Source organism: Comamonas suwonensis, from assembly GCF_012844455.2.
Taxonomy (GTDB): domain Bacteria; phylum Pseudomonadota; class Gammaproteobacteria; order Burkholderiales; family Burkholderiaceae_C; genus Comamonas; species Comamonas suwonensis.
In genome coordinates this window covers 216,360-230,883 of sequence record NZ_JABBCQ020000002.1, presented here as the reverse complement: position 1 = coordinate 230,883, position 14,524 = coordinate 216,360, and the positions used below count along the sequence as shown (strand labels likewise).

Sequence of the window (14,524 nt, the reverse complement as noted above, 5' to 3'; positions counted from 1 at the left end):
TCATTTCAACCCAGCGTTACCACCACAGGGGTGTGATCGCTGGGTTGTTTGTTTTTGCGAGGAGTGCGGTCGACAGCACAGGCCGTCACACTGCTTTTCAGTGCGTCGCTGACCAGAATATGGTCGATGCGCAGGCCGCGGTTCTTCTGGAAGCCCAGCATGCGGTAATCCCACCAAGAGAAGCTTTTTTCGGGCTGTTCAAACATGCGAAATGAATCACTCAGGCCCAGCTTCAGCAAATCCTGAAAATGCCCGCGCTCTTCAACTGTGTGGTGAATCGTATCCTTGAGTCCGACAGGATCATAAGAGTCACGATCCTCGGGGGTTACGTTGAAGTCGCCCACCAGAACCAGACGCGGATGCAAAGCCAGCTGTTCTTTGACCCAGTCATGAAGCGCCTGTAACCAGCGCATCTTGTAGGCAAATTTTTCGGAGCCCGGCTCTTGGCCGTTGACGAAGTAGCCATTGATCAGGCGAATCTCGCCCGAGGGTGAATCAATCGTTGTTGCAAGAATGCGGGCTTGCTCATCCTCTAAGCCGGGAATATTGCGCACCACATCGCGGCCAGCTTCTCGTGTGATCCAGGCCACGCCGTTATAGGTTTTTTGCCCGTGGCTGATGGCCTTGTACCCGGCTTCTTCAAAAGCCATATGGGGGAATTTATCGTCAGTGAGCTTGAGCTCTTGAAGGCCCAGCGCATCAACGGGGTTCGCTGCCAGCCAGTCTAGTACCTGGGGCAGACGCACCGTCAGAGAGTTCACATTCCAGGTGGCAATTTTCATCGTCATAAAAACTTCATTCAATCAGTGGTGTTTTCGTCTTCGGCGTTCTGAGGTGAGTCTAGTCGCCAGTCACTCAAGACCTTGCCGAAGCGGCGTTTCCATCATTCTGAATGCGTAGCGCATTGAGGTGTTTTTCAAGGGATTCGTGGCGATGTTGTCTGTCTCACCGTTCATCTGAATGCAAAGCCCGCTTTGGATGCGAGGCCTGCTGAGCGATGGTTGAATAGGGCTTTTAAGCTGAGGGCACAACAATGCATTTATCGAGAAGCTCTTTGATTCGTACAGCGGCTTTGACCGTGGCCGCTGCAGGCGTTGCTGCGGTGGTTTCGGGTTGCGCAGTCTCGGTGCCAAGAGGCATCACGCCGGTCACGGGTTTTGATGCCAAGCGCTATATGGGCACCTGGTATGAACTGGCCCGTATCGACCATCGGTTTGAAAAGGGTTTGACGGAGGTATCGGCCAACTACAGCCTCAATGACGATGGCTCGGTGTTGGTGGTCAACCGGGGTTATGACGCGGCCAAGAAAGAATGGCGTCAAGCCAATGGCAAGGCGCGCTTTTTGGGTGAATCCGATGTGGCTGCGCTCAAGGTCTCGTTCTTTGGCCCGTTTTATGGCGGATACAACGTGGTGAGTCTGGATGATGATTACCAGACCTCGCTGGTGATTGGCGATAGCCTTGACTATTTCTGGCTGCTCTCGCGCAGCAAGTCCATTCCTGAGCAGAAGTTCAAGCAGCTGCTTGAAAAGGCCCAGAGCCTTGGTGTAGATCTGAGCCGTGTGCTGCTTGTCGCGCAATAAGATCCGGTAGCGTAGCCATTGAGACGCAGGGGCTAAGCGCGTAACCAGCTCGGCTTAGTCCCGCAAGACCACCTCGACCCCAAAATTTTCAGTTGCGGCTTGCATGCCATCATCAAAGACCAGTACACGTTCGGGCCAGCGCATGGCGGCTAGTTTGCTGCGTTGAATGGGGTCATCGCCGCGCAGGCGATCCAGCCAGCGTGCGCCGACGGAATAGTCCACGCAAAACACATTGCTGCGCAGGCCATGCCATGACAGGGGCGAGGTGCCGCCGAACAGGTTTTCAAACTGCGCACCATGCGCGGGCGCATCGGCGGCGCGCATGCGTCGCCAGTAGTGGCCGACGATCACGGCGGGCGTTTCGTTGTATTCATTCCACCAAGCCACGCGCTCCACAAAACGCCATTTGCCGCCTGCGTAAAACGGGTTGCGGCACTCACGCTCCACGCCGGCTGTCAGCACCTTGAGGGGGTTGACCATGGCTTTGTTCAGCTCGTTTTCGCTGTGCGCGGGCAGAAAGGGCGGCTCGTAGCGGTAGTCTTCAAGGCTGTGCGGCCAGCTGAGTTCTTCCTGGCGCATGCGCTCAGCCACGCGCTGGGCGGCGGACTGTGCATCGGCAAGCGCTTCAAAGTGATCGTAGGAGGCGCGGGCGCTGCCGCTGGGCAGTTTGCGAATCATGGCGATTTGCTCGGGCCGCCATGCGGCGTGCACGATGCGCAGGTCATCGCGCTCCAGCGCAATGGGCAGTTGGTTCAGTAGCCTGAGCATGGCCGGTGCTTGTGCTGCAGGCATGCGTGCAAAGGGGGCGTATTTGGGCTGATCCGCATCGACGCGGCTGTCGAAGAACCAGCCGGAGCCGTCCTTGGCATCTTCACGCAGCAGATTGATCTCGTGGTTGCCCAGCACCGCATGGGCTTTGCCCGAGGCCAGCATGGCCCCTACCAGCGCCAGCACGGAAGGACTGTCTGGCCCGCGGTCGCAAAAGTCGCCCACAAAGACCAGGCGTCTGCCGTCTGGGTGATTGCCTTGCAGGTCATAGCCCAGGTTGGCCAGAAGCTGCACCAGCGCGGAGTATTCGCCGTGGATATCGCCAACGATGTCGAGGGCGCCAGGGGGAAGGGGCTGGACTAGGCTCATGGTGAAGGGCTGTGGGCTTGCGCGGTTGGGGAAGGCGACCGGTAACGGACTTGCCATTGTCATACGGCAAGCCAGCGTGAACCTGACGATTGTTGCAATGCAGCAGTCATGCGGCAAGAGGGATGCTGTCTCTTGCTGGACTGTCTATGTGTCAGTTGGTGGAGTTATGGAGCCCGCTGTTCAAAGCGCACAAAGCTGTAGGGAAGGCCATTGGCTGCAGTGTGGCTGCTGCGGCGCACTTCCTTCCACTCGGTGCCCAGCTCGGGCGCGTGGGCATCTCCTTCGTAGTCGCGGCCAATTTCTGTGACTTCGACGGCATCGGCCAGTGGCAGGGCCTGCGCGTAGATTTGCGCGCCGCCTATGACCCAGATATCTTGCGACAGTTTCTGGGCCTGCTCCAGCGCCTCTTCAAGGCTGGCAGCGCGAACCACTTTGTCGGATGCAGGTTCGGGCTGCCAGTCGCCTTGGCGGGTGACGACGATATTGGTGCGACCGGGCAGGGGGCGAAAGCGCACGGGCAGCGAGTCCCAGGTCTTGCGGCCCATGATGACGGCGCAGCCCTGTGTCAGCTCTTTGAAGTGCGCCATGTCTTCTGGCAGGTGCCAGGGCATGGTGTTGTCCTTGCCGATGACGCCGTTGGCTGCGCGGGCATAAATGAGTTGGATGGCCATAGCTATCAATAAAGAAGCTGCTAGCGCTTGTTATTCATAGATTTCAGATACTAAAAATCTTGAAGCCTATTGAAATCAAGCGCAAGCAGCTTTGATTTTTATAGTGAACAGTGTGCGGCTTAAACCGCGACAGGCGCCTTGATGCCCGCGTGGTGCTGATAATCCAGCACTTCAAAGTCGTCAAACTCGTAGTCGAAGATGGAGTCCGGCTTGCGCTTGATGTTCAGCGTCGGGTAGGCAAAGGGCTGGCGCGTCAGCTGGGTTTGCACCTGCTCGAAATGGTTGTTGTAGATATGGCAGTCGCCGCCGGTCCAGATGAAGTCACCTACCTCCAGGTGGCACTGCTGGGCCAGCATATGGGTCAGCAGCGCATAGCTGGCGATGTTGAACGGCACGCCCAAAAAGATATCGGCGCTGCGCTGGTACAGCTGGCAGCTGAGCTTGCCTTCGGCCACGTAGAACTGGAAGAAAGCGTGGCAGGGCATGAGCGCCATCTGGTCCAGCTCGGCCACATTCCAGGCGCTGACGATGATGCGGCGGCTATCGGGGCTGTTCTTGAGCTGCTTGACGACTTCTGCAATCTGGTCGATATGTGTGCCGTCGGCCTTGGGCCAGCTGCGCCACTGCACGCCGTACACAGGACCCAGGTCACCCGTGGTCTTGTCAGCCCATTCGTCCCAGATGGTGCAGCCGCGCTCTTGCAGCCACTTTACGTTGCTGTCGCCACGGAGAAACCACAGCAGTTCCAGAATGATGGACTTGAGGTGAACCTTCTTGGTCGTCACCAGCGGAAAGCCTTCGCTCAGATCAAAACGCATCTGGTGGCCGAACACGCTGCGCGTGCCTGTGCCGGTGCGGTCGCCCTTGGCCACGCCTTGCTCAAAGACATGGCGCATAAAGGATTCGTACTGGTTGCGCACGGGGCGCAGGGGGATGTTGGCGTTCATGGTGCTATTGATGGACGGGACGGCCGAGCGTACAGGACGGGGGCCGACTCTTGAATGGGGCTGGCACCCAGATCAGAACTCTGTGCGGGCGCAATGGTTTGAGTTTGCCACGTGTAGGTTGATTGGCTGTGCGGGATAGGTCAAAGAGCCTATGTGCTGCGGCGTTAAGTGGGCTGATGCATTTTTGCACCTGCACAATTGAGCCATTACCTAAGGAGTTGTTGGATGTCGCGAATTTTGATGACGGCTGCCGCCAGTGCACTGGCCTGCGCGGCTTTGCTGGCGGGCTGTGACCAGACCAAGGCCCCTGCAGCATCAGCCCCGCTTGATGCCCCTGTGCAAGTGCCTGCACCGGCCCCAGAACCAGCAGCCGTGCCTGCGGCCACTGCACCTGAGCAAGCCCCTGCGGCGACCGCGCAGGTCGTGCCTGGCCCTGCCGTTGAGCAAGTGCGCGTGCTGTATGTGGCCAAGGATGGCCAAGAGGGTCTGGCCAGCCTGAAAAGCATGGAAGGCAAGTACCGCTGGGATGGCGTGGACTACCTGAAAACCGGCGTACTGGCCGAACGCCTGAAGGCGCTGACGGGCAAGTACTATGAAACCGTGCTCAAGAATCTGGAGACGGTGGGCCCGCTGGAGACGCAGGAAAATATGCTGACCGTGTTCGGCAACCGCCAGCGCATGGGGGGTGAAGAGTCTGCGGGCGTGGTGATTGACCCTGCCCGCAATGGCCTGCGCATCTGGCTGCTGACGGAGGGCAAACAGATCGTGTTTACCGATGTGGATGGCGCAGACATTCCATGGCCTCAAGATATGCAGACCTTGATTGCCAATCAGCAGCCCGCTTCCTGAGTCGTGAACATGCCAAAAAGCCCTGCAATTCCTCGCAGGGCTTTTTTGTGGGCGCTTGGCAATCAGGCTCGCGTCAGCACCACGCCAGGGTTCATGAGGCCTTGCGGGTCCAGTGCATTTTTGATAGCGCGCATCATTTGCAGGGCAACAGGGGACTGGTATTTTTCCAGCTTGTCCGTCTTCAGCGCGCCCACGCCATGCTCGGCCGAGAAGGAGCCGTCAAACTTCGCCACGGCTTCATAGACGAGGTGGTTGACCAGCGCTTCTTTCTCGCGCAGAAACTGCTTGCCGTCTTCGCCCTCGGGGACTTGCACGTTGTAGTGCAGATTGCCGTCGCCCAGGTGGCCGAAGTTGACCAGGCGTACGCCGGGAATTTCGCGCTTGAGCACCTCATCCGCGTGCTCCACAAAGGCCGGAATGCGCGATGCGGCGACCGAGATGTCGTGCTTGATGTTCAGGCCTTCCTCGGCCTGCGCCAGCGGAATGCTCTCGCGGATATGCCACAGGTCATGGGCTTGGCTCAGGCTCTCGGCCACCACGGCGTTGACCACACAGCCGTCTTCAAAGGCGAGTTCGAGAAGGTGCTCAAAGCGCAGGCGGGCGTGCTGTTCGGATTCGCTGTCGCTGTTTTCCAGCAGCACGCAGTAAGGGGCTTCGTCACCCATATCGGCGAACGGTACGCGCAGCTGCGGCATGTGCTTGACGACCAGAGACAGCGCAAACTGCCCCATGACTTCAAAACCCGTCAGGCCCGCACCCAGATGCTGGTGCGCCAGACCCAGCAGTCGCACGGCGGCTTCCATGCTGGGCACGGCGGCAAAGGCGGTCAGCTGTGCTGCGGGCTGGGGGAACAGCTTCATGGTCGCGGCGGTGATGATGCCAAGAGTCCCTTCGCTGCCGATGAACAGGTCGCGCAAGTCGTAGCCGGTGTTGTCCTTGCGCAAGCCTTTGAGGCCATCCCAGACCTCGCCCTGCGGCGTAACGACTTCCAGGCCCAGACACAGATCACGCGTATTTCCATAGCGCACTACCTGTGTGCCGCCTGCGTTGGTGCCCAGATTGCCTCCAATCGTGCAACTGCCTTCGGCGGCCAGCGACAGAGGAAAGAGCAGGCCTTGCTTGTCTGCCAGTTCCTGCAGGTTTTGCAGAATGCAACCCGCTTCGACGGTGAAGGTCAGGTTGTCCTTGTCGATATGGCGCACGGCATTCAGGCGCGTGAGGTTCAGCACGATTTGCTGGCCGCTGTTGTCGGGCGTGGAGCCCACCGACAGCCCGGTGTTGCCGCCCTGGGGCACGATCTGCACGCCAGCGGCTGCGCAGGCCTTGACCACGGCGGCCACTTCGGCCGTATTGCCGGGACGCACCACGGCCAGGGCCTTGCCGTGCACGCGCTTGCGCCAGTCCTGCTCGTAGGCGGACAGATCGCCGTCGGTCAGCACATGGTTGGCAGTAACGATCTGGCGCAGGGAATCAAGCAAAGCAGTGGAAGTCATGGCAAGCGGGCCGCAGCAGGGGCGGCAGAGAGGAGAAACAGAGGAAATCCTAAGCCACATAGCGGCACTGGCCGAGGAAAACCACGAAGCCGCAAGCGTAGAACATGGCAAACTTCGGGGCAATCGAAATAAATTGATGGGTTATGCCAGTTTTTCCGAATAATGTCAGCCTGCGCCAGCTGCGTGCCTTTGATGAGGTGGCGCGGCAGGGCGCGTTTGCCCCGGCAGCGCGGGAGCTGTGTCTGACGCAGTCGGCCCTGTCCGAATCCATTCGTCAGCTGGAAGACGCGCTTGGTATGCGCCTGTTTGACCGCACCACGCGCACCGTGGGGCTGACCAGCGCGGGCCAGGCCTTTCTGGTCGATGTGCGCCAGGCTTTTGACACGCTGGAGCAAGGCTTTCAGAACCTGGGCGACTTGGCGGCGTTGCGCCGGGGCAAGGTGCGCATTGCGGCTGCGCCATCGGTGCTGGCTGTGTTGCTGCTGCCGGTGTTGCCCGCGCTGCGTGCGCAGTACCCGGGTATTGAGGTGGATCTGATTGAAGACAGCGCCGAAGGTATTGCCCAGCGTGTACAGGCCGGGCTGGTAGATTTTGGCGTGGGTGCGGCCCACCCGGCAGGCGGAGATTTGCTGACCCAGCCGCTGGTGAGCGATGCGATGGTGTTGGTCGCCCGCGCAGATGAGCCATTGCTGCTGGCCACACGACTGGTGGCGGCTGATCTGGCCCATCTGCCGTTTGTGGGGCTGACCACCGATACCGCCATCAGCCAGTTGTTGGCCGCTGCGCCGGGCATGCCGGCGAATGTGCTGCAACCGTCGCTGCGCCTGTCTAACCCGCAGTTGCTGTTTGAGGCAGTGAGTCTGGGGCTGGGCGTGAGCATTGTCCCGGCACTGACGGCGCGGCATCCGTCGCTGGGATTACAGGGGGACTTGGGTTTTCGTCTGCTCGATGCACCGCGCATTCTGCGCCGCACCTTGCTGATTCAGCGGCCACGCCGGGCTCTGTCACCCGCTGCGCAGCTGCTGTTTGAAGCGTTGGCCGCTCAGGTGCAGACGCTGGCGCGCTATGAGGGCATTGCGCCGGATTGAGCTGTGGCAGCAGCCATGGCGGCCTTGGCTGCCTTCTGGCGCAGGCGCACATGGGCCGCGCAGGCGATGAAGAGCAGCACGCACAGTCCCACCTCCATCAGCGCCAGCCAGCGGCTGGGGGCAGGGTCGCTCCAACCGCGCACCACGCCTTCGGTGAAGTACAGCCACACCAGCAGGCTCATCCAGCGATAGGTGTACATGCGGCGCTTGAGCAGACCAATCACGGCAAAGGCCAGCGGCAGCGCCTTGAGGAAGAGCAGCGTGCCGCCGGGGCGCACGGGCGCAAGCCACAGCTCCCAGGCCACGCACAGCACCATCAGCGCAAGCAGACAGCCAACGGCCAGCCAGCGGGTAGCGGCCACGTCAGTGCCGGGCTGATTGATTGGTGAGGAAGTGTTTTCGGGGGCGCGGGGCGAGAGGGCGTCGGTCATAGCAGTGGCATCATATCGACCATGGCAGCTTCCTTTGAATCCGGATTTTTTCTTTTCAATCTTGCGTTTGATTTTGCGCAGGCCCCTGACTCCTTTTTCTCCCTTTTTCGCGTGAAAGGAGTGCAGCCATGAAGAAAAATGACCGCACTGGTTTCTGGACTGCGTTGGAAGGAAATCCGCAGGCACAGCCGCCATCACCAGCGGGTGTGACACCTTTGCCCGAGCCGCATCTGCGCCAAGAGCCCAGCTTGCACGAGCCGCAGTTTGATGCCCAAGAACCTCCGTTCGCGCCGCCATTGAATTCGTCCCATGCGGACCGGCCTCCGCAGCAAGCCGTTCCATCTGGTGCTCCGTCCGTTGCGCCACAGACTGCATCCTTCAGTCAGGCGGGTCAGAGCTGGTCTGGCTACGCTTCGCCTTCAGCACCAAACATGCCGTCAGCCCAGGCGCATCAAGCGGAAACTGCTTCTATTTCAGGAGTAAGTTCAGAAATAAGAAAAGCGTCTGCCGACAGGTTTGGCAAGGCCAAAGTGCTGCTGGCGGGTTGTAAAGACTTGGCCGGGCGCATTCCCAAACCACGCGTGCCCAGCAAGCAAGAGCTGAGGGACGAATTCCACCGCCAAAGCCGCCGCGTGCAGTTGCGCCTGCGTACCTTCCCATGGAAAAACACCGCGCAGGTGCTGCTGGCCCGCTTCAAGGAAGACCGGCTGGGTGTGACGGCCAGCAGCCTCACTTTCACCTCGCTGCTGGCGCTGGTGCCATTTTTTACCGTGGCGCTGGCTTTGTTCACGGCCTTCCCCATCTTTGGCAAGGCGCAACTGGTACTGGAGCGCTGGCTGATGGACAGCCTGATCCCCGAGACCATTGCGCGGCAGGTGCTGGGTTATCTCACGCAGTTTGCGTCCAAGGCCAGCCAGCTGGGTCTGGTGGGTTTTTCCATTTTGATGGTGACGGCGCTTGCGCTGATCCTGACCATTGACCGCACGCTCAACAACATCTGGCGTGTGCGCCAGTTGCGTCCGCTGGGCCAGCGCGTGCTGATTTACTGGGCTGCCATCACGCTGGGGCCGCTGCTGCTGGGTCTGAGTCTGGTGCTGTCGTCGTATGTGATGTCTGCATCCAAAGGGCTGGTCAACGCGCTGCCAGCCAGTTTGCGCTTTGTGTTTGACTCCATCGAATTTGTCGTGCTGGCCGCAGGCATGGCCGGGCTTTATCACTACGTGCCCAACACGCCGGTGCGCTGGCGCCATGCCGTGGTGGGTGGCGTGTTTGTGGCTGTTTTCATGGAAGTAGCCAAGAAGGCGCTGGGTGTTTACCTGGCGTCGGTGCCCACCTATTCGGTGATTTACGGCGCATTTGCCACGCTGCCCATTTTGCTGATCTGGATGTATGTGGCCTGGAGTATTGTGCTGACGGGTGCTCTGGTCACCGCCTATCTGCCCACCATCCTCAGCGGGGTGGAGCGGATGACGGGCCACAGGGGCTGGCAGTTTGAGCTGGCCGTCGAGGTACTGCAATGCCTGGCCAAAGAGCGAGAGCTACCCCACAAAGGCCTGTTTGTGCACCAGCTCTCGCGCCGTCTGCGCATCGAAGCTTCGCAGATTCAACCGGTGCTGCAGGCGCTGGCCCAGCTGGACTGGGTGGGCGCCGTGCAGCCACCAGATGCCTATGTGTCGCTGGAAAGTACGGAGCCTCGTTATGTGCTGTTGGTAGACCCGCAGACCACGCTGGTCGAGCCACTGGTGCAGCGCCTTTTGCTCCAGCCCTCTGAAGCGGTGCAGCCGTTGTGGCAGCGCGCCCAGCTGGATGTGATGACTGTGGCCGAGCTGATTGCGGTCCCTATAGAAAATATTCATAGAGTTGATGAGGTCCGCAAAACTCTATGAATAGTCATCGCGATAAGCTAGCTATTTGATAGCGGGTTCGCCTCTCCTGAAGGGGCGTTGCACAATCAGTTGACCCATTCACCTACTCGGCGGACTGGGGCCTGATGTCGCAAGCACGCTGCTTGCGCAGGTCCAGCCTTCGGGCGAACTTCATTCCAGCCTACAAACATGGTCGGAGCATGGCTCTAGCCTGCGTTTTGTTGCATTTTATTTTTTGATGTTTATGAGCCAATCTGTTTTGGGTCAACCGCTTACCCAACCCTGGCAGCAGCGCAGCCTGGCCCACATGCTGCAAGCGCGCGTGGCGGCCACGCCTGACTTGTCTGCCTATCGTGAATTTGCGGGCAAAGACCAGCCCTGGACTCAGCTCAGCTGGGCGCAGGCAGGTGTCGCCGTCATGCAGTTTCGTGCGGCCTTGCAGCAAAGCGCGCTGCAGCATGGGGACCGTATCGGCATCTGGCTGCCCAACAGCGTCAACGCCATGTGCGTAGATCAGGCTGCCTTGCAGATGGGCGCGATCTCGGTGCCCGTGCACACCACGGACAACCCGGCCAGCATTGCCTATATTTTTGATAACGCCGACATCAGCCTGCTGGTGCTGAGCAGCCTGAGCCAATGGGAGCGCCTGCGCGCCACAGACTATGCCATGTCCAGCCTGCAGACCGTGGTGGTGGCGGACGGCTTGACAGCCCCGCAAGTCAGCCTTGGCCAGCCCCGAGTGCTGGCGCTGGCAGACTGGCTGCAACAAGGCTCAGCCATGGCAAGCCAGCCCGCACCGGCTCTGCCAGAGCCTGGCGATGTGGCAGCCATCGTCTACACCTCGGGGACCACGGGCAAGCCCAAGGGCGTGATGCTGACCCACGCCAATGTGATGGCCGATGTCTCAGACTTTGCCGAGCGCGTGCACCCGCGCCAGGACGATCGCTTTTTGTCCTTTCTGCCGCTCTCGCACACCTTTGAGCGCACCGTGGGCTACTACCTAGCCATTGCCAGTGGTGCCTGCACGGCCTATGCGCGTTCTGCCGCCTTGCTGATGCAAGACATGCAGACCGAAAAACCCACCATCCTTGTCTGCGTGCCACGCATTTATGAGCGCGTGCATGCCAAGTTGCTGGAAAAATTTCTTGCCGGCCCCGAAGCCGAGCGCCAGGCCTTTGAGGCGGCTGTGGAATGGGGCTGGGCCAACTTCTGTGCGCGCCAGAACATTACCGACCTGCATAAGCACGATGCGTCGCTGATTGGCACGCCCGCCCCTGCGGCCCATGCGCAGCTCGGCCAGCAGATCGCCCAGATGTTTGGCGGCTGCGTGCGCATGGCGATTACGGGTGGCGCTGCCATTCCGCAAAGCACGGCCCGTACCTTTCTGGCGCTGGATGTACCGCTGCTGCAAGGCTATGGCATGACGGAAACCACGCCTGTGATCTCCGTCGTCACGCTGGACAGCAATGACCCTGCCACCGTGGGTGAGCCCCTGCCAAGCGTTGAGGTTCGTATTGGCGAGCAGCATGAGTTGCAAGTACGCGGCGCGATTGTGATGAAGGGCTACTGGAAGCGCCCCGAAGAAACGGCTGCGGCGTTCACCGAGGACGGCTGGCTGCGCACCGGGGATCAGGCTGAGCTGGTCAAGGGCCGCATCCGCCTGATGGGGCGACTCAAGGAAATCATCGTCACCTCGACCGGCGAGAAAATATCGCCCGCTGATCTGGAACTGTCGCTGCTGGCCGACCCGCTGATCGAGCAAATCATGGTGCTGGGCGACCACCGTCCCTATGTGAGCGCGATTGCAGTGCTCAATGCAGAAAACTGGGCTTTGTTTGCCCGCGAAAACGGCTGGGATGCAGACAACCCCGAAACCCTGCGCCAGCCATCGGTGGTGCAGGCTGTGCTCAAGCGCCTGCAGGCCCTGAGTGTGGATTTTCCCAGCTACGCCCAGCCGCGTGCATTGCTGCTGACGCTGGAGCCGTGGAGCGTGGAGAACCAGTTGCTCACTCCCACGATGAAGGTCAAGCGCGCCCCCATTCTGGCCCGCTATGCTCATGAAATTGAGAGCATCTACGGCAATCGCCGCATGGGCTAAGCGCCAATTGATTCATCAAAACGGGCCATGCGGCCCGTTTTTTGTTGGTGCGCGTGATCACATCTTGATGCGGCCCAGCAAGATATCGCGCCACATCATCCAGTCGCCGCGAAAGCTGTAGAGCGGGCGCTTGAAGCTGGCAGGCCGGTTCTTCTCAAAACCGAAATGGCCCACCCAGGCAAAGCCGTAGCCGCAGACCAGCGCGGCCAGCAGATACCACCAGTCACCCGTCAAAAATAGCACCAGCAAAAAGCCCAGCGACAGGCTGGTGCCGATGAAGTGCAGCCGTCTGCAGGTGGTGTTGCTGTGCTCACCCAGATAGAAAGGGTAGAACTCGGCAAAGCTCTTGAATTGGCGAGGGTCAACGGTGGTTGCTCCAGCTGCGTTGCCTTCCCGTTCGGTGGTTGTGGACTGAGACATGGCAAACCCCGGTTTGATGTGACCTTTTCTTATACTGCCGAGCGTGCAGCGGAGCCAGCGGGTAAGTGCGTGGCTGCTCGCATTCATCCGTCACCTGCAAGACAGGTCGTGCAAGGCCAGACTGCGCAAAATCTGCCGGGTCCACTACCGTTGCGGCCGCAGGCGCGTTCTTGCTAAGGTCTCAGCTTCGTACCTTGCTCTCAAACCCGAAACTGCCCATGTTTGACAACACCATGCCGCCTGTTGAAATCGCTATGAGTGACATCCGTGTTGCTACGCCTGACGGGTATTTGTTCGTCAAACGCTGGCAGCCGCCTGTCGGGGAGGGTAAAGCGTCTAAAGCTCCACTTGTGCTCATGCATGACTCGCTGGGCAGCGTGGCTCTTTGGCGTGATTTTCCTGAGCAACTGGCCGCTGCAACAGGGCGTGAAGTCATTGCCTATGACCGGCTGGGTTTTGGGCAGTCTGATGCCAACCCGCACCAATTGGGACCGCGTTTTGTCGAGGCTGAGGTGGAGGCAGGCTTTAGCCCCATTCATCAGGCGCTGGAGCTGGATGCCTTTGTCATGCTGGGCCACAGCGTGGGTGGCGGCATGGCGGCCATGGCGGCGGCGGCGTATCCGGCCCAGTGCAAGGCTCTGGTAACCGAATCTGCCCAGAGTTTTGTGGAAGACCGCACGCTGGAGGGCATTCGCGCCGCACGCGACAGCTTTGCCCAGCCGGGCCAGCTGGAGCGGCTCTCGCGCTATCACGGAGACAAAGCGGCATGGGTGCTGTCAGCCTGGGTCGATACCTGGCTGAGCGAGCCCTTTGCCCATTACCGGCTGGATGCGGCCTTGAAGCAGGTGCACTGCCCGGTGCTGGCCATTCATGGCGAGCTGGATGAGTTTGGCTCTCTCACCCATCCCGAAAATATTTGTACCTGGGCGCAAGGCCCGTGCGAGGCCGAAATCATTGCGGGCGGCGGCCATGTGCCGCACCGCGAACTGCCTGAGCGCATTACCGGGCGTATCGCACAATTTTTGTCAAAAATCGCCTGATTCGGGCTCAGCGCTCTGGTTGTGCGTGTGGGCAAAGTCCACCAGATCGGCGGGGTAGTGGGGCAGGGTGCGCAGCTCAGCATCGTCCCAGCCGTAAAGCACAGACAAGGCCCCCACTTCCAGTGCCCAGAAAAACGTGCCCAGCCAGGGCTTACCTTTCTTTTGCTGCGAAGGTGAGAGGCGCAAGAAATCGGCGTACTGAGCTTGAACATAGGCCACCAGCGGCTTGGGTGATGGCTCGCCCAGCAGCTCAAAAAACGGTAGCAGCGCGCCATAGGGGCGCGGGTGGAACAGTGTTTCGTTGACTTCTTCCAGCTCAATAGCCGCAGCGCTCAGGTAGTCGAGCAGGCGGTCGGTATCAAAGTCCAGCACTTGCTCGATGATGGCGGGGATTTCCTCGGGCGCATCGAGCAGCACGGCCAGTGCCATCAGGATGACGGCGTATTGGTACTCCCCGCTGCGGGCGTTGATGGGCGCGGGCACGCCATAGTCCTCACCGGAGGCCTGACGCATGCTGGTGCGCGCGTGGCTGGCCACGGCGGCTGCGTCTTTCCAGAGCGCCACAGTCTCCAGATAAATAGGCCGAAGCACATCGCCGGGCAGGCCCAGATCCATGCCGTAGATCAATAAATGGCAGGCCTCTTGCCCAGCAGCCTGCCAGCCCCAATAGTTCTCCAGCGCTGCATGGGCTTGGAGATCCAGTGGTGCCTGGTAGCCGGGGCTATTGGCAAATCGTTGCAGTGTGGCCAGTGCTGCCTTCCAGTCGGCTTTTTTGTCTGTCAGATTGAGTGTGCGGCGCGCAGTTCTACCGGTCAGAGGGATCTGCTGCCAGCTGGCGCAGGCTGCGGCAAGCTGGCTATAGGGAATGAAAGCTCGGGGCATGAAAGCGGTGGTCATGCCCCA

At 60.2% G+C, this 14,524-nt stretch carries 14 protein-coding genes; 6 read left to right on the top strand and 8 right to left on the bottom strand.

Annotation, left to right across the window (positions count from 1 at the left end):
- Window positions 1-5: 5 nt before the first annotated feature.
- Window positions 6-782 (bottom strand): exodeoxyribonuclease III, encoded by a 777-nt coding sequence (gene xth, locus HF327_RS03170; RefSeq protein ID WP_169106984.1) that lies wholly within the window; start codon window positions 780-782, stop codon window positions 6-8.
- A gap of 356 nt (window positions 783-1,138) precedes the next feature.
- Between xth and HF327_RS03165 the strand changes: the two genes are divergently transcribed.
- On the top strand, window positions 1,139-1,582 hold the full coding sequence (locus tag HF327_RS03165) for a lipocalin family protein (protein WP_328701756.1): 444 nt from the start codon (window positions 1,139-1,141) through the stop codon (window positions 1,580-1,582).
- 54 nt (window positions 1,583-1,636) lie between these two features.
- Here the strand turns inward: HF327_RS03165 and HF327_RS03160 are convergent, their stop codons facing one another.
- The 3 genes from HF327_RS03160 to HF327_RS03150 form a co-directional block, all read right to left on the bottom strand.
- Window positions 1,637-2,719, bottom strand: coding sequence for a metallophosphoesterase (locus HF327_RS03160; protein WP_169106983.1), 1,083 nt, complete (start codon window positions 2,717-2,719; stop codon window positions 1,637-1,639).
- A 164-nt stretch (window positions 2,720-2,883) separates the two neighbouring features.
- Window positions 2,884-3,390: a dihydrofolate reductase gene (locus HF327_RS03155; protein WP_169106849.1), complete on the bottom strand. Its 507-nt coding sequence runs from the start codon at window positions 3,388-3,390 to the stop codon at window positions 2,884-2,886.
- 119 nt (window positions 3,391-3,509) lie between these two features.
- Window positions 3,510-4,325 (bottom strand): thymidylate synthase, encoded by an 816-nt coding sequence (locus HF327_RS03150; protein ID WP_198460404.1) that lies wholly within the window; start codon window positions 4,323-4,325, stop codon window positions 3,510-3,512.
- 237 nt (window positions 4,326-4,562) lie between these two features.
- Here HF327_RS03150 and HF327_RS03145 point away from each other — a divergent pair, with 237 nt between their 5' ends.
- Window positions 4,563-5,186: a hypothetical protein gene (locus HF327_RS03145; protein ID WP_169106847.1), complete on the top strand. Its 624-nt coding sequence runs from the start codon at window positions 4,563-4,565 to the stop codon at window positions 5,184-5,186.
- A gap of 62 nt (window positions 5,187-5,248) precedes the next feature.
- Here HF327_RS03145 and HF327_RS03140 read toward each other — a convergent pair whose 3' ends face one another.
- The gene (locus HF327_RS03140) at window positions 5,249-6,679 is read right to left on the bottom strand and encodes an FAD-binding oxidoreductase (protein WP_169106846.1); all 1,431 of its coding nucleotides are present in this window, start codon (window positions 6,677-6,679) and stop codon (window positions 5,249-5,251) included.
- A 143-nt stretch (window positions 6,680-6,822) separates the two neighbouring features.
- Here HF327_RS03140 and HF327_RS03135 point away from each other — a divergent pair, with 143 nt between their 5' ends.
- The gene (locus HF327_RS03135) at window positions 6,823-7,767 is read left to right on the top strand and encodes a LysR family transcriptional regulator (RefSeq protein ID WP_169106845.1); all 945 of its coding nucleotides are present in this window, start codon (window positions 6,823-6,825) and stop codon (window positions 7,765-7,767) included.
- Here HF327_RS03135 and HF327_RS03130 read toward each other — a convergent pair.
- The gene (locus tag HF327_RS03130; RefSeq protein WP_169106844.1) at window positions 7,743-8,198 is read right to left on the bottom strand and encodes a DUF2069 domain-containing protein; all 456 of its coding nucleotides are present in this window, start codon (window positions 8,196-8,198) and stop codon (window positions 7,743-7,745) included. The two genes, HF327_RS03135 and HF327_RS03130, sit on opposite strands and share 25 nt — an antisense overlap.
- A gap of 599 nt (window positions 8,199-8,797) precedes the next feature.
- Here HF327_RS03130 and HF327_RS03125 point away from each other — a divergent pair.
- A complete protein-coding gene (locus HF327_RS03125; protein WP_328701755.1) occupies window positions 8,798-10,084 on the top strand; it encodes a YihY family inner membrane protein in 1,287 nt (428 codons plus the stop codon).
- 223 nt (window positions 10,085-10,307) lie between these two features.
- Entirely contained in the window at window positions 10,308-12,161 is a 1,854-nt protein-coding gene (locus HF327_RS03120; protein WP_169106843.1) for an AMP-dependent synthetase/ligase, read from the top strand.
- A 57-nt stretch (window positions 12,162-12,218) separates the two neighbouring features.
- Here HF327_RS03120 and HF327_RS03115 read toward each other — a convergent pair whose 3' ends face one another.
- The gene (locus HF327_RS03115; protein WP_169106842.1) at window positions 12,219-12,581 is read right to left on the bottom strand and encodes a DUF962 domain-containing protein; all 363 of its coding nucleotides are present in this window, start codon (window positions 12,579-12,581) and stop codon (window positions 12,219-12,221) included.
- A gap of 218 nt (window positions 12,582-12,799) precedes the next feature.
- Here HF327_RS03115 and HF327_RS03110 point away from each other — a divergent pair, with 218 nt between their 5' ends.
- Window positions 12,800-13,621: an alpha/beta fold hydrolase gene (locus HF327_RS03110; protein ID WP_169106841.1), complete on the top strand. Its 822-nt coding sequence runs from the start codon at window positions 12,800-12,802 to the stop codon at window positions 13,619-13,621.
- Here HF327_RS03110 and HF327_RS03105 read toward each other — a convergent pair.
- The gene (locus HF327_RS03105) at window positions 13,607-14,518 is read right to left on the bottom strand and encodes a PoNe immunity protein domain-containing protein (protein ID WP_236024026.1); all 912 of its coding nucleotides are present in this window, start codon (window positions 14,516-14,518) and stop codon (window positions 13,607-13,609) included. The genes HF327_RS03110 and HF327_RS03105 overlap by 15 nt on opposite strands.
- Between the last annotated feature and the right edge of the window lie 6 nt (window positions 14,519-14,524).